Here is a 22,911-nt window from a genome sequence, read left to right on the forward strand (position 1 = left end):
TATTATAACATTCGTTTCTACAGCATGTGAATGATCAAACAGGAAATATAGGGTCCAGAGTCGCATCTATCTATCCATTTATTAGCTTAAATCAATAAATTATTCGCGAATGAGATGCAGTGAGATTGTTGCTGATGAAAACATCGATCTTCTTTATAATGGAAGATGACAGCCTGATGGCAACTCACTTAGATGAATGGCGAACATGAGCTATAAGAAGGAGTTGGAGAGCTAGCATGGAAGAGAACCTTAATTGGCAGGCAAAATGGATCTGGCCGAATCGGCCCGGCCTCGAGCAGGCTGCAGGCGAGCGAGAGCCGCAGTTGGCTTATTTTCGCCGGAGCTTTCGCGTTTCGGATAAGTCGGATGTTCGCTTGACTGTACGCGTTTCTGCAGACAGCCGCTATCGGATCTGGCTGAATGGAGAATCGCTCGTAAGCGGTCCGCTTAAAGGCGACATGAACACGCACTACTATGAAGTGATCGATGTGACGGACAAGCTTCTTGACGGGGAGAATGTATGGGCAGCCCAAGTCATTTACTATGCCGGACGAACCGGACCGGCTTCCGTTTGGCGGTCAGATATGGGAGCGTTCCTGCTGGATGGCCAACTCGTAGATGGATCAGGGAACACATTGGAAGATGTAAGCACAGATACTCGCTGGCAGGCACTGCGTCTTGGCGCCGGTGCGTTCACGTTCGAGCGGGAGACATTTACGTTATTTATTGGCGGCGGGGAACGAGTGAACGGAAGCGAGCTGCCGATCGGCTTCACGACTCCTGATTTCGATGACAGCAGTTGGACGAATGCAGCGGTGGTCAGCGAGATTATGGACGGGATGTATGGTCAGTTGACTCGCTGGCAGCTAACCGAGCGTTCTATTCCGTTTATGCAAGAGACCCTTCGTTCTTTTACTCGCGTTATGCAGGCGTCGAGTGGGGATCGGACTTGGAGTGAAGGCGACTCGCCGGAGCAGCTGCTCGGCGTGGTGCTGGCTCCGGGAGAGAAGCTGATCGTCGAGCTGGATGCTTCGAAGATGACAAGCGGATACCCGCGCGTTCAGTTCTATGGAGGCAGAGGTGCACAAGCCTCCGTGCTTTATGCCGAATCTTATGAGCTCCCGCCGGGCGAAGGCGGCATGCGCAACAAAGGGATTCGTGATGATAAAGAAGGGAAGTCATTATATGGCTTCGAGGATTACTATTCTCTTGCCGGCGTAGGTAATTCGAGTACCGCTGTAAGTGAAGTGTACGAGCCTATCCACCGCAGAGGATTTCGGTTTATCCGCGTGACGCTTCAAGCCGCAGATGAACCCGTCATGCTGGCTGGTATCGATTATCGGCAGAGTGGCTATCCGCTGGAGGAATTGGCTGCTTTTGACGGATCAGATCCTACATTCGCTCCGTTATGGGAAATCAGCTTAAATACGCTTCGCGGCTGTATGCACGAAACGTATGAAGACACCCCTTTCTATGAGCAAATGCAGTATGAGCTGGACAGCCGACTTCAAGCGTTGTTTACCTATTCCGTGAGCGGTGATGACAGGCTCGGTCGGAAGACGATTCGCGACTTCCACAGCTCCTTGCTGCCAAGCGGCATACTGCAAAGCCGTTATCCATCTGTCGACAGACAGGTCATTCCGGGTTTTGCTTTGTTCTGGCTCATGATGGTGTACGATCATTACAGCCATTATGGCGATGCTGCGCTTGTGAAAGCCTATCGTCCGACGATGGATGCGGTGCTCGGCTGGTTCGAGAATCGCCGCGAGGATAGCGGATTAGTCGGGCAAATGCCGACTGCGTATTGGTCGTTCGTCGATTGGACGATGGCATGGAAGGACAATGCCGGCGCGCCCCATGCGGCACGCCGCGGGCCGCTCACGGTGTACAATCTCATGTATGCGGATGCGCTTGTTAAAGCGGCAGAGATGAATGAGTGGACCGGACGAAACGAAGTCGGCGCGGAATACCGCGAACGGGCAGCTTCCGTGCGAGAAGCAGTTCGCCTGCATTGCTGGTCGGAATCGCGGCAGCTATTCCGTGACGGTCCGGAAGTGGAGGCTTACAGCCAGCATGCGCAGATGTGGGCGGTACTCACAGGAACGGTAAATGGTGATGAAGCAAAGTCGCTGACGGTGCGGATGCTGGACGGAGACGGAGATGGAGCGGACCTGGCGCAAATCTCGACGGCGATGTCCTACTACCTGTTCCGTGCGCTGGCGATGACGGGCATGTATGAGCAAACGTTCAAGCTATGGGATTCATGGCGCAGACAAGTCGATCTCCATCTGACTGCTTGGGTGGAGGACCCGGTGTCAGAACGCAGTGATTGCCATGCCTGGGGCGCTTTGCCCCTCTATGAGTTCCCTGCGGAGATACTCGGCATCAAGCCGCTGACTCCCGGTTTTGCCGAAATCGGGATATCGCCGGTCGTCGGGCCGCTCAGCTGGGCGAAGGGAAGCACATCGACACCACATGGTCTTGTTGAAGTAGCCTGGCAGCAAGAAGGCAGCCGCTTCAGCATTCAAGTGAACGGTCCAGTCGGTATTCCGGTTACTCTCACACTACCAAGTGGTGAGAAGCGCACCTTTGCTGAAGCACGGGAATTGGAAATCGAGTGCGAATATGCAGGGAATGCTGTTGCTAATAGCTGATAGGGTTTGGGAGATCGAGATGTCTGTAATGGACATGTTGATCTTCTTTTTATTATCCCTAATTTTCCAGTTCCTGTTATACTAAATAAGGTGGATCTCCTCGTTAACAGAAGGGTAATCGATTTCGAAGGAGCGTGAATCTTTGTTCAGTTTCTCGATAAACGCGGACTTGAAATTACATATCTTGCAGATCAATCATGCGGATGAAATCTATGCCGCGATTCAGAAGAACCGAGAGCATATTGGCGAGTTTCTACCTTGGGCGCTCACGACGACAAACGTCGATGAAGTGAAGCTGTACATTGAATATGAGTTAAAGAGATTCGCAGGAAACAACGGCGTATCGTGCGGGATCTTCTATCAAGATCGCTACATTGGTAATATTAGCATCCAAGATATCAATTGGAAGCATAGGAAGACGTCGATTGGCTATTGGTTATGCGCGGATTATCAAGGCAAGGGATTCATGACGGAGGCGTGTAAGACGATTATCCGGCATATCTTTCAGGAGCAGGAATTAAATCGGATCGAGATTCGGGTAAGAGAGGATAATGCAAGGAGTAAAGCAGTTCCTCTGCGCCTTGGCTTCGTGCAAGAAGGAATCATTAGAGCGGCCGAATACAATAAGGGACACTATCATGATCACCTCGTATATGGTCTGTTGAAATCGGAGTGGAAGGCAAGCGAGACAGGATAGGGATCAGCAAATATAGATGTTCAAAAAAAGAAAAGGGAAGTCAAGCCGGATTACGAAGAATCGGAAGAAGCTTCCCTGTAATTATTCATTCTCCGGAGGTGCCGGAAACCGCAGCGTAAACGTCGTTTCACTGCTGGTAGTGTCAAAAGCAATCGTGCCTTCGTTGCGCTCCACGATCTGTTTGCAGATGGCAAGTCCAAGGCCGGTGCCGTCGGATTTGCTCGTGACGAAAGGATCGAACAAGGAAGCCTGAATCTCATGCGGAATTTCGGGACCGGTGTTACTGATTCTGATGTAGATGTAAGAGCCGTCGACAAAGGTATGTATCGTAATTCTACGGAGCTCCCCTACTGATTCGCGAAGGGCATCAATCGCATTGTTGAGCAAATTAGAGAATACTTGCACGATCGCAATCTTCTGAAGCTCCACTTGGAGCTGCTGCTGCATGTCTAGAATGAGCTCGATGTTTTCGTTGAGCAGCAATGGATTGACGAGGATCAGCGTTTGATCGACAAGCTCATTAAGTGAAGTGAGGATACGGTCTTCCTCGGCAATCGGTTTTCTCGAGAAGCTGAGGAAGCCGGTTATTTGCATTTCAATATTGCGAAACTCATGATCGATGATATCTAAGTATTTCTCGATGCTGGAAAGTGCGCTTGGGGCAAGGGATTTGCGAATTAACACGAAGAACCCCTTAATGGATGTCAGCGGATTTCGAATCTCGTGTGCCATGCTGGAGGCCATCTTACCAATGAGGTTAAGCTTATCCGTGTGCATGTCCTCGATCATTTTGTCCTGCTGCTCGATTTTCCCAAAAGCATTCTCCCAGAAGTAGGTGGAGAGGACAGATTGGAAGGTATCAATTCTTGAAAAGATCGTGGTAATGATCGAAACGAATTCAGTACGATCGATATCCGAATGATTGAAAGCTTCGAGGAAGGCTTCCCGTAAAAATAAAGTACTCTGGTTAATATGGGCTATCGGGACTTTTCGCCGAAATAATAACTCAACCCAATCCTTGTAATTCACATAAACCGGATGCTGCTCGATCGGAATATGAAAATCCGAAATAAGAGCCAAATAAAGCGTGCCTTGAATGCGGAGCTGAACCGGATCATATTGACCGGGATAGGCGGTAAATAATCGATCAATCCAACCATCGATGATCATGTTCGAATAGTTTTCAAAAAAACGTTTAATTTCGCTCATGTATCGGCTCCATCATTCAGTTTGGTAATGCTTGAAGGTCTATTCTATTTAAGCACGAATACAAGATATTCTTCAATAAGATATAATTTCCAGTTAATTGCGTCTGACTCGTAGATTATTGCTCCATCAGCAACAGCTCGTCAACCTGTACCAGGCAGCCTGTCCCTTGCGGCGATTGTGCAACCACTCCTGCGAGGCAGGTCGTAGGCAGGTTCATGCCAAAATACCGAATCAACCGCCATTGCTCTCCGTCCGCCGAATAGTGGAAGGAGATGCAGTTGCCGTCACGTGTGAGGCGTAAATACGGCTTCTCCACATCAACTCGCTCGGAATTGCAGTCGTCTGAGCTGCCTTCCTTGGTGACAACAGACACGATAGTAGGATATTCACCGTTATATTCGAAACATAACTTGGCCCAGTTACGGTCGTCCACCATCAGCATGAGACAGCCCGAATCATATTTGTGTGTCATGACAGCACTCAATCGAGTTGAAAGCACGAAAGAACCGCTAACCGGCAGATGGAGGAAAGGTGCGGAACTGACGATGTGTTTGCCAGCCGGGTCTTGATAGAAGTCAGCATTCGCCGGGGCCTCAATTAGGAGTTCGCCATTCTCGCCACGCGCCGAGTATCGGGGTTCATTCATCCACTGCATGGTTTGTTCCGGCACTTGATTCAGCAATAAATTCGCTTCCACTTTCATCCCTCATTTCATAAAAGTAAGTAATTCTTAACTACATTCTCTCCGTATTCGAAATGTCCTGCCCTCAGCTTAATCCTTGCCGAGATTTGCGGTAGTCTCCCGGTGTCTGGCCGGTCGTCTCTCTAAACATACGAATGAAATAGTTGTAGTCTTCGATGCCGATGGCTTCGGCTACGACGGGAACAGGCAGCTCGCTCGCTGCGAGAAGCCGCTTGGCTTCTTCGATCTTCAAATAACGGATGTATTGGACAGGTGTTTTGCCGGTGTGCTTCTTTAAACAGCGGGCTAAATACTCAGTGTTAAAATGAAACTGTTCCTCTAAGGAAGCCGAGTGAAACGGTTCCTTAATGAAGCGGGTTAAGTAATCCTCCAACTGGCGGCTTAGTGTAAGCGAACGCGACGGCTTCGTCGATTCTATCGTTAATTGCTGCAGCTGCTCCAGCAATCGGACGAGTAGTCCATGCAGACGCGCGGCATTTTCTAAATTCAGCTTGTGCTGGATCGACAGCATATCTCGAAGTATGGGCAGCAGCGGCTTCGGGTCAATATTCGCCCATTTTGGCAGAAATAACGATTGTCTGCGAGGGAGAAAATCGGCATCCGTTCCCGGTTCAAGAATGGAAGACCATGAAATTTGTTGGCTGGTCAGCAAGGCAGCAGGGAGCGGATGGTAGAAATGAATCCAATAAATTTCGGTGTCCTCCTCACAAGGCCGATGGCCGACATGAGTGTGACCGGGCTCAAGCAGCAGCAGATCACCTGCACCAAGCGTATACGGCCGCTCATCCTCGGTCATATAAAGGACGCCTTGAATAACCAGCAGCATGTCATACATGGGGAAATTCCGCTTGAAATGCTGGTTTCCGGGACGCCAGATGGAATGGCCGATGGTTACGAATTGCGGAAGCGGAGGTATTGGAAGCTGCAAACATTCCATCTTGGAGGCACCTCTCCTATTAGGTCGATTTTGTGCTATAACAAGTCTATTCCATCTCTATCCTCCTGCGCAATGACTATGTAATAGTGAAGAAAGATTGACTACGAGGATAGGGGCGAAGCGTATGCGGTTCAGACAGGTTCATCTTGATTTTCATACCTCAGAAGCAATTCCGGGCATTGGCAGTCAGTTCTCCAAGGAGCAGTTCCAAGGCATGCTCCGCAAAGGCCATGTCGATTCCATTACGGTGTTCTCCAAATGTCATCATGGCTGGGCCTATCACCCGACCGACGCCAATGAGCGCCATCCCGGTCTGGAGTTCGATTTGCTAGGGGCGATGATTGAGGCCGCACATGAAGTCGGCGTCAAGACGCCAGTTTATATTTCCGCCGGGCTGGATGAGAAGTTGGCCAGACGTCATCCGGAATGGCTCTTCCGAGATCAAGAGGAGAGAACGAGCTGGGTGAAGAACTTCATGCAGCCCGGTTATCATGAGTTCTGCATGAACACGCCTTACCTGGAAATGCTGCTGAAGCAAATCGAGGAGGTTGTTCGCCATTACGATGCAGACGGCATCTTCCTGGATATCGTTGGCGTTCGTCAATGCTATTGCCAGTATTGCGTGGCGGATTTGCGCCGAGAAGGCAAAGATCCGCGCAATGCGGAGGATGTGCTGGCGCTTGGCGAACGAACCTACGCTCATTATGGGAGAGCCGTGAAGGAACTTATCCATGGCTTGAAACCGGGCATGCCCATCTTCCAAAATGGCGGCCATATTCGCCGCGGCCGGCGTGACTTGGCGCAGTTGAACACCCATCTGGAGCTGGAATCGCTGCCTACCGGCGGATGGGGGTACGATCACTTCCCGCTGTCGGCGCGCTATTCGCAAACGCTTGGCATGCCTTATCTGGGCATGACCGGTAAATTCCATACGTCATGGGGGGAATTCGGCGGCTATAAGCATCCCAACGCATTGCGTTATGAAACTGCTCTCAGCATTGCGAACGGTGCTCGCTGCTCGATCGGCGATCAGCTCCACCCGGACGGCGTCATGGATGAGGCAACTTATGAGCTGATTGGTCACGCCTACCGCGAGGTGGAGCAGAAGGAAGCTTGGTGCACGGATACGGTGAATGTCGCCGATGTAGCGCTGCTCTCGCTGGAAGCTGTCGGTGTTCACAAGACTACGGGGCAGGTAGATTTCACAGGGCATTCCGATGCTGGAGCTGTGAGAATGCTGCTGGAAGGAAAAATGCTGTTTGACGTTATCGATATGGAAGCGGACTTCTCCGCCTATAAAGTTATTATTTTGCCTGACGAGGTAGTGCTAAGCAGTAAGTTAGCCGCTAGTCTTAGGTCCTATCTGGCAAACGGCGGTAAGGTTCTGGCTACCGGGCGGTCGGGCTTGAAGGAAGACGGAAGTGGATTTGGCCTCGATTTCGGTGTGAAGTGGCTGGGCGAGAACCCGTTCCAGCCGGATTATTTTCGGCCGGCGTTTGAAGTAGGCGGACTCGGCAAAGCCGCATTTATTTTCTATGGCAAAGGGCAGCGTATTGAGCTTGTAGATGGTGCAGGCGCCGCCGCCGCTGCTGCGCTTGGTCGGCGGGAAGATCCTTATTTTAACCGGGATGTGTTCACATTCTGCTCCCATCAGCACACGCCAAGCTCGCGAAGCGATGGTGGACCCGGCATGGCAGAAGGTCCGGATGGCATCTATATCGCTTGGAATGTGTTCGAGGATTACGGGACGAAGGGCAGCTTAATTCTGAGAGAAACGGTGCTCTATGCCCTGAATAGATTGCTGGGCGAAAGGAAGACGATCGAAACTTCTCTTCCTGCACAAGGAATTGTGACGCTGCAGCAGCAGCCCGCGGAAGGTCGCTATGTTAACCATTTGCTGTATGCGACACCGGTCAAACGCGGCAATGGCATTGAAATCATAGAGGATATATTGCCTGTTTACGATACGACGGTTTCCCTGCAATTGCAGGAAGCGGTCAAGAGTGTTTACTTGGCTCCACAGCAAACCGCGCTGCCATTCGTGCAGGAAGGCGGGAAGTTGACCTATACCGTGGAGCGTCTGGAATGCCATCAGATGGTCGTGATTGATATCGTGAAATAGACGGACGGTTGCTAATACAGCAGGAGCGGGTTATGTTGGACCGTTTCTGCTGTTTTTTGCTATTTATGGCAATCAGGATGGAAGGATTTAGGGCAGAGGTCACGGAATACAATGATTAGGAAATTTAGGATAGAAAGGAATGATCCTTCATGAGGCTCGGAGGTCCGATTCTGGCAAGGGAAACGCTTGATCCGGAGCGCTGGATTGCTGCACATGCAGAGCGCGGTTATACGGCTGCATATTTTCCGGATGTGGATGAAGCGGCACAAATCGAGGAGTACGTTCGCGCTGCCGCAGCGGCGAACATTGTCATTGCGGAGGCGGGGGCGTGGAGCAACCCGCTGAGCCAAGACCCGGAGGTGCGGGAGCAGGCAATCCGCTACTGCAAGAAGAAGCTCGTGACGGCAGAGCTGGCAGGGGCACGCTGCTGCGTGAACATCGCCGGTTCGTTAGGCGAGCAGTGGGATGGTCATGATCCGGCGAACTTGACAGACGAAACCTTCGAGCTGATCGTCGATACCGTTCGCGGAATCATCGATCATGTGAAACCTGAGCGTACTTATTATACGCTGGAAATGATGCCGTGGATGTACCCGGATACTGTCGACAGTTATTTGCAGCTCATTAAGGCGATTGACCGGACGGCGTTTGCCGTGCATTTGGATCCTGTGAACATTGTCACTAGTCCGCAGCTGTTTTATCGGAACGGGGCTTTGATCGAAGAATGCTTCACCAAGCTTGGTCCCTATATTCGCAGCTGCCATGCTAAGGATATTGTGCTTGGCTCGTCGATGGTGGTTCATCTGGATGAAACGCGTCCGGGGCTGGGAAAGCTGGATTATGCTCAGTATCTCCGCCAGTTAGTGAAGCTGGACCGTGATGTACCGCTTATGCTGGAGCATCTGGACAGTGACGCCGAATACCGACTTGCGGCTGACTATATTCGAGCAACAGCAAGTTCGATCGGAGTGAAGCTGAAATGACGAGCCGAAAGGATGTTGGGATTGTTCTGACAGGCGTTCGCAGAATCGAGCTTCAGTCGATGGATCGCGGGGCTGCCCTGTTGCAGGCGAACGAAATTATAGGAGAGACCTTGTTCACTTTAATTAGTACGGGGACGGAGCTCGCGTTGTATCTGGGGCGGGCTGATTTCACGAGTATTCCGGGCTATGCCGCGGTGTTTCGGGTACAAGAGGTTGGTCGTGATGTCCAAGCCTTCAAGCCTGGAGATTTGGCATTCTGCATGGGGCCGCATCGATCTGTGCAGCGTGTAAGTGAGAAGGAAGCACTGCTGCTTCCGGAGGGCTTGTCCCCGGCAGCGGCTGTCTTCGCGAGAATGATGAATGTCAGCATGTCGACGCTTTCGACGACACAAGCAAGACCGCCTCAGCGGGTGATGGTAAGCGGATTGGGTTTGGTCGGCAATATGGCGGCGCAGCTATTCGCGGCTAGCGGCTATTCCGTTACGGCTTACGATCCGGTGGCGTGGAAGCGTGAAGCTGCCGCTAGGATTGCCGGTGGTGCTTATATATCGAGCTTGCCGCCTGTGGATGATCCTGCTCTCAGAGGGACATTCGCACTCGTCGTGGAATGCTCCGGGCATGAGCAGGCTGTGCTTGACGGCAGTCGCATGGTTGGCAAGAATGGCGAGGTAGTCATGGTAGGCGTACCATGGAGACGGCAGACCGAAGCGTACGCGCATGAGCTGCTGCATCTTGTTTTCCATAACTATGTCGTGCTGCGCAGCGGCTGGGAATGGGATATTCCGCTGCACGCCGGAAGCGCGGCAGAGCCCGGAATTTTCACGAATCTAGCAGGGGCGCTGCAATGGCTGGCAGCCGGAAAGGTGAATGTAGACGGCTTGTACGAAGTCGTTTCACCGAAGCAAGCTGCTGCTGTGTACGAGGATTTAGCCGAGCAGCGGAACCATTCGCTTGGCCTTGTATTTGATTGGTCGCTTGTTTAGGGATAGCAACCGGCAAAGCGCAACCGGAAGCCGTAAACCGAAACTTCGCTGTCCAACGATCAGCGTTTCTTGGGTTTTTTCTTGCCGGCGGCGGAAGAGGATTTCTTGCTTTTTTTCGACTTTCGTCGGTTCGCGTTAACTTCTTCATCGACGACAACATCTTCTCCGCCCAGATCTTCGTCTACTTCTTCCTCGGCCTCTGGATTCTCACCAAACTCGGGTAAAATATTGGCATCGCCGAACAGGACGGTGCCATTGTTGTTCACGATGATGACTTTGCCGATCCAGCAGAACATGGCCGCGATGCCTCCTTCTGACGCATACTGCTACCGCTGGTCTATGATATGAACCGTGCAGCCTGCCCGTATTGGCGCATGTCTGTAGTATGTAACATAAATAAGGCAGAATGATCGTCTAAGAACATGACGTTCAGCCTGCCTTTAGGTTGTCTAAGCTTCTAAGCAACTGTTGCGCAAACGGACATGTTACTTTTCGACCAATACTCCTCATTACCGCCAATGTAGGTCCCCAGGAGAGCTACTTTCTCACAATTTCCTGATTCCCGTCCATGTAGAGCCAAAGGTGAGCTACTTTACTTTTAAAGAGAGGTACCCAGAACCTCTCTTCAAACAACATCCATTAGAAAAAGCTGCCTCCATCATCTAAATGAGATGACAGAAGCAGCTCCGCAGCAGCTCACCAATGTACTATAGCACTAATATCCGCGCCCCGTAGGCCAGATGCTCGACCATCCGACGACTTGCTTCTGCGGCGTTGCCTTCGAGAATGAGCTCGAAGATTTCCAAATGATCGCGATAGGACATCCCGATGCGGTTCATGTCCTTGCGAAGCACTTTAAGTGCCATCTGGAACAGCCGATCCTGCAGATTATCCATCATCTGCACCATTTCGGTATTGTCATAGACGAGGGCAAGGCGGCGATGATACTCGGAATCCGCGTGGGTGAATGCCAGGTAATCATGCTGCGCGGCGGTCTGCTCCTGAATGAGCAAATTTGCACGGAACCAAGCAATCTCCTCCTGCGGGAGCTTGCGATTGGCCAGCTTCTGCACGATATGACCTTCCAATGCAATCCGGAAATCGAAGAAATCCGCAACTCGCTGCAGCGACAATTCGGGTAGACTCAGCCCTTTATTAGGCGCAATGTTTAGCAGACCTTCCGCAGCCAGCTTCTCAAGAGCGGAACGGATTGGCGTGCGGCTCATTTGGAGCAGCTCCACCAAATATTTCTCCGTCAGCTGATCGTTGGAATTAATGGTTCCTTCTAGAATATAAGCGCGAAGCTGCTCATACGCTTTCTCTTTCAATGTTATGGTTGCCATTGTCAGTATCCTTTTCTTCTATGAAATGAATGGATTTCAAATACGCGATCGATTGCTCCGTCCAGCTTCGTTCGAGTGCAGCCGTCTGCTCCACGGATTCCGTGAACGGTGTCCATAATTCAAGGATAGCCGTTGCAGATGTTTTGTCATGCTCCCGAATTGAATCTCGCAGAAGCTCATAATCGAGCCGGCCTGCTCCGGCAGGCGCGCCGAGGATCGTAAAGCCGAGCTGGTGGTCAACCCGTTTAATATCAAAGTCTTTAATATGCAGGTTTACCAGAAAGGGAATTAACCGTTTAATGACGACATCCGGACTCTCCAGCGCGCCAAAAGAATTCACCGTATCCAGGCAGCAGCCCGCGAGCGGATGATTCAAGCTCTCAAATAATTGTACCAGTTGCTGCGTTGTATGCAAGCCATGATTTTCAATGGCAAGCGCAATATTCTCTTCCTCGAAGGCGGGGAGTACCTCACGCAGCTGCTGCTCTGCGGCAGCAAGATCAGGCGTCGTAATGATCGTTCGAACAATCGGGGATTGCAGCGTCCGAGCAATGGACAGATAAGTCAGCAGCAGTGCGGGTTCCGTACCCCGTGTGCCAACTTCAATCGAGACGTTCTGTTCATCAGCGATTTGCTTCAACTGCAACAACTCTTCTGACGAAAGCGGATGAAGAGGCAGATTGTCCGCAATTTGCACAAGATCGAGTCCGCAGCTTCGCGTAAGTTTAATAAGTCCTTCGTGCGTGAGCGGTTCAGCCGGCCGCTCATAGCCGGGAATGCCGATCGACCAAGTGAAGGTGAAAGAGCTAAGTCCAAGTCTCACACAGATTCCTCCCTAGCATTTGTGACCTTAGAATAACAGGTATTTTAGAGGACGGCAATAAATATATATGTATTGTATACATTATGTATTGAATGTCTGATGTCGATCAGTTATGCTAGTTTCAATAATACTTATTCTATTAATAAGGAGCAGGATGAATGAGCAACCAACTGAGTGAAATCGTAATTGCCGTGCTTGGTGCCGGTGGTAAAATGGGCTGCCGAATTACGGATAATTTGAGGCAAACGGATTATCAGCTGCTTCTGTGCGAACAAGCTGAGAATGGAATTGCCCGCATCTCGGAGCGAGGATTGTCCATCACGCCTAATGACGAAGCGCTTGCAGTAGCCGACTTCGTTATTCTTGCTGTACCTGATGCTGTCATTGGGCCGTTAAGCGAGAAGATCGTTTCGCAGCTGAAGGCCGGTGCGACTGTCATCTTGCTAGATCCGGCGGCAGCCTATGCACAGCAAGTAGCGCTGCGCGATGATTGTACATTTGTCGTTACACATCCGTGTCACCCCGCATTGTTCGAGGAGCAAGATTCACCGGAAGCGCGCCAAGACATGTTCGGCGGCATTGCGGCGAAACAGGATATTGTCATTGCACTTCAGCAAGGCAGCGAGGAGAGGTTCGATATTGCGGAACAGATTTGCATCCGTATGTTTGCGCCGGTTACGCAATGTCACCGCATAACGGTAGAACATATGGCGCTGCTTGAGCCGGCAGCGGCAGAAGTAGTTGCGGCAGCTGCTGCTTGTATTATGAAAGAAGCGATGGATGAAGTGATTCGAATGGGCGTTCCGGCAGCTGCAGCCAGATCGTTTATGCTCGGCCATATCCAAATCCCGCTGGCCATTGCGTTCAATAATGTGAATCCATTCTCCGATGCGGCGAAGATCGCGATTAATTACGGGTACGATAAGATTTTCAAACCGGACTGGAAGCAAGTGTTTACGAAGGAATCTCTAGATGAAGTGCTGCGTCTCATGCTGCATTTGGATGAGAAGCCTGCGCTTAAATAATTCATCATGACAGAGAGGGAGATAGAAGCATGTGGAAAGTTGGTCTAATCGGAACCGGCTTCTGGTCGGATAAGCATCTGCAGGCGTGGAGCCGAATTCCGGGTGTTCAAATTATCGCGCTCTGCAACCGATCTTCAGAGAAACTAAAACAAGCTGCGTCCAAATACAACATTTCTTCCGATCAATTATATAACAATATCGACGATATGCTCGCTCATGCGGATATCGACATTATTGATATCGTAACAGGCGCTGAAACACACGTGGATTTCGTTCGGAAGGCTGCGCAGGCGGGCAAGCATATCATGTGCCAGAAACCATTCGCGCCGACACTTGAAGAAGCCGAAGAGATGGTCGCGCTCGCGAAACGAAACGGCGTGAGACTCATGGTTACGGAGAATTGGCGGTGGCTGGAGCCTTTTCAAACGATTAAAGAAGTTATCGACAGCGGTGAGTTAGGTAAGCTGCATGTCGCAAGATACATCCATACCGATTATTACACTCCGCGGATGGAGCCTGAAGCTGAACTGCCGCAACCGTTCTTCCGAACGATGCCCAAGCTGCTCTTCTATGAGATGGGTGTGCATTGGTTTGATACATGGCGGTTTCTCTTCGGGACACCAAAGCGATTGACGGCGGAGCTAACACGGGTCAGCGACCATATTATCGGGGAAGACAGCGGCATTGTCATGCTTGGACATGACGGATTCTATGGATTCATGGATATGAGCTGGGCGACTAGGCAGAAGCTGGACCGTCCGCTTGGCGAGCAAGTTCGGGCGGTCCATTTGGAGCAGTTCGTCATTGATGGCAGCAATGGCAGCTTGAAAATGTATACAGACGGCAAAATCACGATTGTGTCGAAGGACGGATCTTCGGAACGAGTAGTGAAAGCCGAGACAACGCTTGATCACGAAGAGAGCCACTTCCAGCTGCAGTCGCATTTTATTGCCTGTTTAACTAACGGTGAACCGTTCCAAACAAGCGGCGAAGATAACTTAATTACGCTCCGTTTGGCGTTCTCTGTCTATGAAAGTGCTGAAGAGAATAAGATGATTACATTCACTTAGTCACGGCTGATTCGACAGCTTGAAGGGGAAGAAAACGTCGAATATTTCCGGGGAAATGTTGGAGAGCAATTAGTACGCAAATTTTACGGTCATAACTTGAGAGAACCCGGCGGCATTCTGCTTCCCGGGTTTTCTTGGTTAGTAGAATCTCTTTTCCAAGAAAAGGATTGACGGAATTATCCAGCTTCATTACTATAATGTTGTATACAACATACAACATGACAATTCATATATAGAAATCAGGAGGTTAGTAACGTGTCTTCGAGTCAGCTTCCACCGCAGCCGTTGGCGAAACTGGACGTCAGTAATATTTGGGATCAAACCTATCAAGTGCTTAAGGAGCGAATACTAGCCCGACATTTCGGCGCAAACGAGAAGCTGCTCATTCCGGACCTGGCTAAACAGCTTGGCGTCAGTCGCACCCCGATTCGAGATGCACTGAACCGGCTTGAGATGGAAGGACTTGTCCGCACCGTATCGAAAGTAGGAACTTTCGTTAATCCCGTATTGGTGGATAACGTCAATGACATCATGAACAGCCGGTTGATGATCGACTTATGGACGATTGAGCAGCTGAGCGTCATGGACGAAGGATTGCTTGCTTCCAAATTCGATGCGTTAGATGCGCTGGTTGAGCATGCTGCTGCATCCATTGCAGAGGGGAACGGCATCAACATTGTATTGCAATCCAACTTTGATCTCATGTTTCATTTGGAGCTTGTGCGGATGAGCGGCAATCGTAAAAATGTGGAGATTTACAAATCGCTGATGCATTATCGTTACTTGAATCTTGGCGAGCCGCATGTGACGGACGAGATGATGATGCTTGCTTTTCGTCAGCATCTGTCTATCTATGAATCGCTTCGGGCAAGAGACTTTATAGCGGCGAAGGCGGCTGTCACGGAACATCTGGCATACTCTAGGCAAAATATCTTAAATGTCATCATTCGCAGCGGTGGGGAAATCTAGCAGCAGAAGGAGCAGGGTGACGCGTAGTTATGATGAGCTTACATAACCAAGCAGCTATTATTACAGGCTCGACCAGTGGAATCGGTGAAGCGACGGCATATAAGCTGGCAGAGCATGGCGCCAAAATATTAATTACCGGCAGAGACCAGGAACGAGGTACGAAGGTCGTATCGGAGATTATCCGAAATGGCGGAGAAGCCTTGTTCGTGCAAGCGGACCTCAGTGATCCATCGGTGCCGGGCAAGCTCGTACAGGCTGCAATTACACAATGGGGACGCCTTGATATCGTCGTTAATAATGCCGCGCTGGTCTGCAGCAAGCCGCTTGCCGAAGTGACCCATCAAGATTGGGATCGGCTGTTTGCGGTCAATGTGAAGGCAGGTTTCTTTTTGATTCAGGAGGCGCTGCCTTATTTGCGCGAGAGGCAAGGGGCTGTCGTCAATGTAAGCTCAATCAACGGACAGATCAATGCGCATGACAACCTCGTCTATGACACGATGAAGGCAGCTTTAAACCATATGACGCGCGGACTTGCCTTCGAGCTGCGCAAGGAAGGAGTAAGGTTTAATGCTTTGCTTCCGGCCGGTGTAGCCACGCCACTCTTGGAGATTTGGCTGCAGCAGAAGATGGGCGATCCTGCAGCAGCGAAGCAGGCGGCCGAGCGGATTTATGAGGATCCCCATGTTGGTAAGCCGGAGCAAATTGCAAGCGCTGTCGCTTTTCTGGTTAGCCAAGAGTCTTCATGGGTGAACGGAGCCATCATCCCGATTGAAGGCGGCTTTACGCTTGGGAACACCAAGGATTAAACGAGCCACAGCGATAAATTGAATCACAACAATTCATAAGAAGGATGTGTTTCAAGTGAGTTTGAGTCCACTTCAACTTCCGCTTCCCCTGCTAACAAGTTTAACGGCAGCAAGTCGCAGCACCGCACCAGGATGGGCTGTGAAGCAAAGGCAATTATTCGACCTCCTGAATGAATCCGCGAAACTTTTCATCAAGAAATATACAAGGCCTGACGGTACACTTATTTGGCGAAATGATTGGCCGGGAATGGACGGCTCTGACGATCCATATGAAGGTTTCATGAACTTAGCGCTGCTTCACGCATTAGGGGGCGACGATTTCCTGCATGAGGCATCCCGTCGAATATGGGAAGGCATCACCTTCCAGTGGACGGAATATGGACAGATTCATCGCGAATTTGACGCTTATTATGACTGGATGCATCACGGAGAAGGGTATTTATATTTTTATTTTCTGGGACTGTCGGGACCCGCACTATTGAAAGACCGGCAGCGTGCTGTGCGATTCGCAAACATGTATACCGGTGATGATTTGGAAGCGCCGAACTACGACAAAGAGAAGAAGCTGATTCGTTCTCCGCTCAATGGCAGCAAAGGACCGCGTTTCATCGCTTCCGCAGAGGATTGGTCTACGCATCGGGGCATTCTGGATAATTATTTAGCGCCATATGAAGATATACCGGGTGTGGATTTCGCATCGCGCAAGTGCAAGTGGAGTGACGACACGATCTACGGCCATCTGCTTGCGATGATGAATGAGCGCATGAACCGCGGTGATGTGCCGCTGAACTTAAATGCTACCGGGCTTGTGGCAAATGCGTTCATGCATACGGCCGATGACAAGTATAAACAATGGGTACTGGACTACTTGGCGGCTTGGAGGGATCGGGCAGAACGCAACGGAGGGTTGATCCCTGATAATGTAGGCTTAAATGATGAAATCGGGGAGTATAACGATGGCAAATGGTGGGGCGGCTACTACGGCTACCGCTGGCCGCACGGTTTCATGACCGTCATTGAGCCGATCACGAATGCGACAATGAACGCGGTTCTGCTTACAGGCGATATGGAGCAGCTTGGACTCGCGCGCAGACAGATTGATTTGAACTGGTCGCTTCGCAAGCAGGCGGAGGATGGCAGGACCGTAGTGCCTTACAAGCATTTTGATGCAGGGTGGTCCGATTTCCGGGAAGCGAGCGTACGGTATCCGATCTATCTATGGACGGTCTCGATGGCTGAAGAAGATCGCGAACGGATTAATCGCATTCCGAAGAGCTACAACTGGGATGAGGTGGTGATCCCGAACGTATCCGGCAAGGACGCGCTGACCGGTCGTGATACGAAACATTTTATAAGCAACACGGAGCCTTGGTTCCGCTATATGAATGGTGAGCTGCCGGATTATCCGGACCGCATTCTGGATGCGAATTTCAAGCTGATCATGAAGCAGCTGGACCGAATGGATTCCCCAATGGGCGATCCGGCGCAGTGGTCGGCATCGTATAATGATGATGACTTCTCCAGCATTCATATATGGCAGGAGCTGTGCCCGGTCTATATGGAAAGTCTCGTGCAGCTAACTCTTGGTGCACCGATGCATATTTCACACGGCGGCTTCCAGCACGGCAGATTCCGTTATTTCGATGGGGATCGCAAGCGTGTAGGGCTTCCGCAAGATACGGCGGCCCTTGTCGAACAACTGAGCGACGACTCTGCGACACTGCATGTGGTGAATACATCGATGTTTGAGTCGCATACTGTAGTCATCCAGGGTGGCACATTCGGGGAGCATGACATTATTTCTGCCACGGTGCTTGGAGAAACTGATGCTGAGCAAACGGTACAGGTAAACAGCAAATGGCTGCAGATCGAGCTGCTTCCGGGCGCATCCATTCGCCTTTCATTATTGATGTCTCGCTATGTGAATGAGCCCACTTATGACGGACCTTGGTCGCGTCAATCAGCGGAGCCGCTGCTGACAGGACGGACCGAATAATGAATCGACTGATGCAAACGGGCGGCTGGGGGCTGCCCGTTTTTACGCATTTTGCAGCAAGCATGGTATAATTTAGGCAAGTCATTCCGCAGGCAGGCATCGACAGGTGCATAATGGCGGAAGCATGTCCACCATTTTGGAGGTTAACGAACGATGAACATTACAATTATTCAAGCAGCTATGACACATGACAAGGAAAACGGCTACAGAGGAAGCGTTCAATTCGAGGTTGAAGGCCATAAACACCCCTACGAAATTACGCTCCAGTTGAACAGCCTGCGTGGAACGACTTGGGATTATAGCTTGCTTTTCGCAAAAGAGCCCGGCCCTGAAGAGCAAATCCATGCAGTTGAAGCCGCAATCGAGCAGGATGATGATCTGTTTGACAGCCTGATTGATGCAGCAGCTGCAACATTGCCGGAAGATCAAGAGGAGGCACAATCATGATCGGAATCGATCTCACCGGGCGCACCGCGCTCGTTACCGGGGCTACCGGAGAATTGGGCAGAGTTATGGCTCGAACATTAGCAGCATGCGGAGCGGATGTTGCGATTCAATACAACCGTAATGAAGGACAAGCCGTAGAGCTGCAGAAGGAGATTAACGCCTTAGGCAGACGTGCTGCTATTGTACAAGCCGACATTACAAATTTGGATTCGATTGTTGCGATGAGAGATAAAGTGAATGCGGAGCTGGGCCATGTTGATATCGTAGTCGCTAACGCTGTCATTCAGTATGCATGGACCTCTGTCCTGGAGCAGGCGCCGGAGGATTATCGCAGCCAGTTTGAATCCTGCGTGATGCAGAGCGTCTATCTGGCGAAAGCTTTCGCACCGGCCATGATCGAGAAACAAGCAGGCCGGTTCATTGGCATCAACACCGAATGCGCCATGCAAAACTTCGAAACCCAATCCGCCTACGTGGCCGGCAAACGGGGGATGGACGGCGTTTATCGGATCTTGGCCAAGGAAATTGGCAAATATCAGATTACGGTCAACCAAGTCGCGCCGGGGTGGACCATTTCCGACCGTGACCGTGCAAACGGGACGGAGCACAATGAAGCGTATGAGAAAAGCGTGGCGTTGAAGCGCAGAGGCACCGATCAAGATATCGCGAATACAGTCGCATATCTGGCTTCCGATCTGGCCGGATTCATTACCGGGGCTTACATTCCTGTTTGCGGCGGCAACGTTATGCCAGCAATCTAATGGACTTTATAAATTCATAGTGACTGAATCGGAGACCATCCCTAGCTGGGGATGGTCTTTGTTTTGCTGAGAGTGCGAAAACCGAACTCTCCGCGTTGAAACCACGCAGAGAAGAACGACTCTCAGCAATTAAGCCAGAGCAACACACTCGCCGGAACTCGACGATAGAATCCCAAGAGAGGTAGGAGTTACCGCTCATAGGAGAGTACATCCGCATTTCGATTGTTATCTGTAGTTGCCAATGTTCGGGTTGTGAAGTAAGATAACGCTTTCAGGGCAAACAAGACGCTCCCCCATCAAAATTGAGAAGTAAACGCCTGCTAATTGCGGTCATTTATGGCAGTCTTAATTTCTGTTTGTCGAAACGTTTCACTTAGCGAGAAAAACATGTATATTATTCATAGGGAGCTGACAGCGACATGGCAGGTCCGCTTCTGGCTAATCTATGCTGCATGTCATAGTTTCCGCAATAACGACGTGATTTTGTTGCTGCTCCATGAATGGAGGCACTCTTCCCTGCGAGCACCGCATATCTGCCCAGCGCGATGTCGATGCTAATCGAGGGATAATATGGTTTTGGAATCGTTGGCTAACCGCCATTGATCTTATACAACACACCTAAAGGAGACGATTGATATGAGAATCAAATTGACTGAGCAAGAATTGGCAAGCGGGCAGCTTAGCCCGGAAACGTTGGAAACAGCAGCTGAGCAGGTGAAAGTAAACGGCTATATCTTGTTTGAGAAAGTACTGAGCGACGAGAAAATCAAAACAATCCGTGACTCTTTCGATCCGATCTTCGACGAGTATATCGACAAACGCGGTTACAACACAGGCACAAACCGTGCACAAATGTTCTTGCCATTCATGGCACCGTTCAATGACAGCGAAGTTATTGCTCACCCTATCGTGATGAGCGTGATCGAGAAAGTGCTCGGCAGAGGTTTCCACTGTTCCTATTTTGCATCCGATACACCTATGCCGGGTTCTGATTATCAAGCTGTACACTGCGACATCATGCCGCTGTTCCCAGAACTGACGGTTCCGCTTCCGGCGTTCAGCCTAGTTGTGAACATTCCGCTGGTTGATGTTAATGAAGTGAATGGTCCGCTTGAAATTTGGCCGGGCGGTACGCACCTGAATCCGGATAATGCGAACCACGATACGCTTGATGGCAGCATCAACCCGAACCTGCACATCGTTCGCGCAGCAGAAGGCATGCTTTCGGAGAAAGTATTCATGCCTGCAGGCTCTATCGTCATCCGCGATATCCGTATGTGGCACCGCGGCACGCCAAACCGTTCGGACGATCGTCGTACGAACCTGGCTATGATCTTCAACCGTCACTGGTACAATTCCAGCACGCACACTCCGATTCCGCGTGAAACTTACGATGCCATGACTGCTAAGGAAAAAGAAGTGTACCGTAACTTCCGCATCGGTCAACCAGTAGCAATGCCTTGGGAATAGGAAGGGGACTTACTCGATCATGAGATTCTATCTAATTGGGGCCGGTGTCATTAACCGGACCCACGCTGAGGCGATATACAAAATCGAAGGCGAAGAAGTCATTCAGATCAAAGTAGCGGATCCGAACCCAGCGGCGCTTGCGAGCTTCGCAGAGCGTTTCCCGCAAGTAACGACGTTTACCGATGCGAAAGAAATGCTGAACGAGGAGCCGCGAGAAGATGATATCGTGATCGTCGGCACGCCTCCTTTTACGCATTTCCCATTGTCGCGCATGGCGCTGGAGTCCGGTCGTCACACGCTCTGCGAGAAACCGCTTGTGATGAATCGCGAAGAAGCAGAAGCATTGCTTGAAATCGCCAAAGCGAATAACCGCATGCTCGGCTGCTGCAGCGTTCGTTTCTTGCAGGTGCCGAAGACGGATGAAGTGAAACGGATTTTGAATTCGGGCGAGCTCGGCGATGTCTACAAAATTTCATTCGTTTTCCGCGGTCAACGCGGTCGTCCCGGTATTGAGCATCAGCCTGAGAGCCGCTGGTTCCTGGATAAATCGAAAGCTGCAGGCGGCATCGTTATGGACTGGGGTCCATATGATTTCACGCTGCTCAATGACATGCTGCAGCCGGTTAGCGTTGAGGTTGCTTCTGCTTGGACGGCGAAACCGGAAACCGACGTTGATCCGAAGGATGTTGTGTATGACATCGAAGGACATGTCGGCGCTATGCTGAAATTCCAGCAAGCCAGCGGCAAGTCGGTCTGGGTACAGTATGAGCGTGCTTCCTGTACGCATGGCGAACCGTATTACACGGTTGAAATCGAAGGCACGAAAGGCGCAGTTAAGTGGTCGCCGTACTTCGAGACCGACCAAGTTCTGGTTAAATCGGACAAGAATGGTGAAGTTATAACTAACGAAAATACGATTCCGTACGAAGGTCAAATCGGTTATATGGACCATCCGATTCACTTCTTCTATCAGAAAGTAAAAGGGCAGCAGTCTCCTGCGGTCGTAAATGAGCAGGCTGTCTTCAATTTCTTATGTTTACAATCGATCTATGATGCTGCTGCAAGTCAACAGGCAGTTGTGCTAAGGAGGAAATAAGCATGATTACAAATAAAGGCTTTTCCACGGGGCTTTACGGCTACATGTGCGAATATTGGAAGGATGGCAAAGATCCGTCCATGGAAGAAATTTTCCGCAACTGTGCGGAAGCAGGCATGAATGCGCTTGAACTGGATCCGACTCCGGAGCTGGTAACACTGGCGAAACAATTCGGTTTAGCGATTTCCGGTGCGTATGTTGGTTTGCAGCTGCATGAGCCGTTCGAAACGCTCAACATCGAAGAAACGGTTATACCTGTTGCTAAGCGTGTCGTCGAAGCAGGCGGAACAGACCTGGTCATTAATGCCGATCCAAAAGGCGGCTGGGATGCTCCGCAGGCGAAGACGGAAGAAGAATTTAAGCAAATCGGCGACAATTTGTCCCGCATCGCGGCTGCAGTCAGTGGTCTCGGTCTTAAAGTAAGCTTGCACAATCATGCTTCGGACAAACACAATGCAGACGGCGATCTTCGCGCGGTTATCGAATATGCGAGCCAAAAAGTAGGGCTTTGCGTGGATACCGGCTGGGCGCATGTTGCAGGTTTGAACCCTGTGGAATTGCTTCGCACTTATTCGGATCGCATTTATGCGTTCCACTTCCGCAATCAAATCGGACGCATCTATAGCGAAGATCTGACTGTTGGCGATATCGATATGAAACAAGTGCTGCAAGCTGCATCCGACATCGGATATGAAGGCTGGCTTACATTCGAGCTCGTGCATGAGGAAGGCACTGGTGCAAAGGGAACGCTCGCGGAAGCGACTGCCAATTCCATTGCATATATGAAGTCTTGCATCGCGGAACTCGCATAGAAAGG

21 protein-coding genes are annotated in these 22,911 nt (G+C 50.7%); 15 read left to right on the plus strand and 6 right to left on the minus strand.

What is annotated here, in order from left to right; all coding sequences use genetic code 11:
* Positions 1–236: 236 nt before the first annotated feature.
* Positions 237–2,654: an alpha-L-rhamnosidase-related protein gene (locus AC0YN4_RS11740; protein WP_475835854.1), complete on the plus strand. Its 2,418-nt coding sequence runs from the start codon at positions 237–239 to the stop codon at positions 2,652–2,654.
* Positions 2,655–2,796: 142 nt separating this feature from the next.
* A complete protein-coding gene (locus AC0YN4_RS11745; protein ID WP_475835855.1) occupies positions 2,797–3,351 on the plus strand; it encodes a GNAT family N-acetyltransferase in 555 nt (184 codons plus the stop codon).
* A gap of 81 nt (positions 3,352–3,432) precedes the next feature.
* On the opposite strand, the gene AC0YN4_RS11750 is transcribed toward AC0YN4_RS11745, so the two are convergent.
* The 3 genes from AC0YN4_RS11750 to AC0YN4_RS11760 all read right to left on the minus strand — a co-directional run bounded on the left by AC0YN4_RS11750 (position 3,433) and on the right by AC0YN4_RS11760 (position 6,200).
* Positions 3,433–4,560 (minus strand): sensor histidine kinase, encoded by a 1,128-nt coding sequence (locus tag AC0YN4_RS11750; protein WP_475835856.1) that lies wholly within the window; start codon positions 4,558–4,560, stop codon positions 3,433–3,435.
* A 115-nt stretch (positions 4,561–4,675) separates the two neighbouring features.
* A complete protein-coding gene (locus AC0YN4_RS11755) occupies positions 4,676–5,257 on the minus strand; it encodes a DUF1349 domain-containing protein (RefSeq protein WP_475781651.1) in 582 nt (193 codons plus the stop codon).
* Positions 5,258–5,327: 70 nt separating this feature from the next.
* Complete coding sequence (locus AC0YN4_RS11760; protein ID WP_475781652.1) at positions 5,328–6,200, minus strand: helix-turn-helix domain-containing protein; 873 nt, start codon at positions 6,198–6,200, stop codon at positions 5,328–5,330.
* Between the two features lie 124 nt (positions 6,201–6,324).
* Between AC0YN4_RS11760 and AC0YN4_RS11765 the strand changes: the two genes are divergently transcribed.
* From AC0YN4_RS11765 to AC0YN4_RS11775, 3 genes are all read left to right on the plus strand, one after another.
* Positions 6,325–8,322, plus strand: a complete 1,998-nt coding sequence (locus tag AC0YN4_RS11765) for a beta-galactosidase trimerization domain-containing protein (protein WP_475835857.1) — start codon at positions 6,325–6,327, stop codon at positions 8,320–8,322.
* A gap of 149 nt (positions 8,323–8,471) precedes the next feature.
* Positions 8,472–9,305, plus strand: a complete 834-nt coding sequence (locus tag AC0YN4_RS11770) for a sugar phosphate isomerase/epimerase family protein (protein ID WP_475781654.1) — start codon at positions 8,472–8,474, stop codon at positions 9,303–9,305.
* Entirely contained in the window at positions 9,302–10,288 is a 987-nt protein-coding gene (locus AC0YN4_RS11775; protein ID WP_475781655.1) for a zinc-dependent alcohol dehydrogenase, read from the plus strand. The genes AC0YN4_RS11770 and AC0YN4_RS11775 overlap by 4 nt, the downstream gene beginning before the upstream one ends.
* 59 nt (positions 10,289–10,347) lie before the next feature.
* Here the strand turns inward: AC0YN4_RS11775 and AC0YN4_RS11780 are convergent, their stop codons facing one another.
* From AC0YN4_RS11780 to AC0YN4_RS11790, 3 genes are all read right to left on the minus strand, one after another.
* Positions 10,348–10,584: a hypothetical protein gene (locus tag AC0YN4_RS11780; RefSeq protein ID WP_475781656.1), complete on the minus strand. Its 237-nt coding sequence runs from the start codon at positions 10,582–10,584 to the stop codon at positions 10,348–10,350.
* A gap of 411 nt (positions 10,585–10,995) precedes the next feature.
* Complete coding sequence (locus tag AC0YN4_RS11785; protein WP_475781657.1) at positions 10,996–11,631, minus strand: GntR family transcriptional regulator; 636 nt, start codon at positions 11,629–11,631, stop codon at positions 10,996–10,998.
* Positions 11,597–12,454 carry a sugar phosphate isomerase/epimerase family protein gene (locus AC0YN4_RS11790; protein ID WP_475781658.1) on the minus strand — a complete coding sequence of 286 codons (858 nt, stop codon included), beginning with the start codon at positions 12,452–12,454 and terminating at the stop codon, positions 11,597–11,599. The genes AC0YN4_RS11785 and AC0YN4_RS11790 overlap by 35 nt, the downstream gene beginning before the upstream one ends.
* 158 nt (positions 12,455–12,612) lie before the next feature.
* On the opposite strand from AC0YN4_RS11790, the gene AC0YN4_RS11795 reads away from it, so the two are divergent.
* The 10 genes from AC0YN4_RS11795 to AC0YN4_RS11840 all read left to right on the plus strand — a co-directional run bounded on the left by AC0YN4_RS11795 (position 12,613) and on the right by AC0YN4_RS11840 (position 22,906).
* Positions 12,613–13,479: a phosphogluconate dehydrogenase C-terminal domain-containing protein gene (locus AC0YN4_RS11795; RefSeq protein ID WP_475781659.1), complete on the plus strand. Its 867-nt coding sequence runs from the start codon at positions 12,613–12,615 to the stop codon at positions 13,477–13,479.
* A 29-nt stretch (positions 13,480–13,508) separates the two neighbouring features.
* Positions 13,509–14,549, plus strand: coding sequence for a Gfo/Idh/MocA family protein (locus AC0YN4_RS11800; RefSeq protein WP_475835858.1), 1,041 nt, complete (start codon positions 13,509–13,511; stop codon positions 14,547–14,549).
* Positions 14,550–14,804: 255 nt separating this feature from the next.
* Positions 14,805–15,518 carry a GntR family transcriptional regulator gene (locus AC0YN4_RS11805; protein WP_475835859.1) on the plus strand — a complete coding sequence of 238 codons (714 nt, stop codon included), beginning with the start codon at positions 14,805–14,807 and terminating at the stop codon, positions 15,516–15,518.
* A gap of 29 nt (positions 15,519–15,547) precedes the next feature.
* Entirely contained in the window at positions 15,548–16,324 is a 777-nt protein-coding gene (locus AC0YN4_RS11810) for an SDR family NAD(P)-dependent oxidoreductase (RefSeq protein ID WP_475781662.1), read from the plus strand.
* A 55-nt stretch (positions 16,325–16,379) separates the two neighbouring features.
* Positions 16,380–18,320, plus strand: a complete 1,941-nt coding sequence (locus AC0YN4_RS11815; protein ID WP_475835860.1) for a DUF8034 domain-containing protein — start codon at positions 16,380–16,382, stop codon at positions 18,318–18,320.
* Positions 18,321–18,473: 153 nt separating this feature from the next.
* Positions 18,474–18,767: a hypothetical protein gene (locus AC0YN4_RS11820; protein ID WP_475781664.1), complete on the plus strand. Its 294-nt coding sequence runs from the start codon at positions 18,474–18,476 to the stop codon at positions 18,765–18,767.
* Positions 18,764–19,528: an SDR family NAD(P)-dependent oxidoreductase gene (locus AC0YN4_RS11825; protein WP_475781665.1), complete on the plus strand. Its 765-nt coding sequence runs from the start codon at positions 18,764–18,766 to the stop codon at positions 19,526–19,528. The genes AC0YN4_RS11820 and AC0YN4_RS11825 overlap by 4 nt, the downstream gene beginning before the upstream one ends.
* A gap of 636 nt (positions 19,529–20,164) precedes the next feature.
* Positions 20,165–20,998: a phytanoyl-CoA dioxygenase family protein gene (locus tag AC0YN4_RS11830; protein WP_475781666.1), complete on the plus strand. Its 834-nt coding sequence runs from the start codon at positions 20,165–20,167 to the stop codon at positions 20,996–20,998.
* A gap of 19 nt (positions 20,999–21,017) precedes the next feature.
* Entirely contained in the window at positions 21,018–22,094 is a 1,077-nt protein-coding gene (locus AC0YN4_RS11835; protein WP_475781667.1) for a Gfo/Idh/MocA family protein, read from the plus strand.
* 2 nt (positions 22,095–22,096) lie between these two features.
* Positions 22,097–22,906: a sugar phosphate isomerase/epimerase family protein gene (locus AC0YN4_RS11840; protein WP_475835861.1), complete on the plus strand. Its 810-nt coding sequence runs from the start codon at positions 22,097–22,099 to the stop codon at positions 22,904–22,906.
* Positions 22,907–22,911: the final 5 nt, after the last annotated feature.

The organism is Paenibacillus sp. J22R3, from assembly GCF_056269305.1.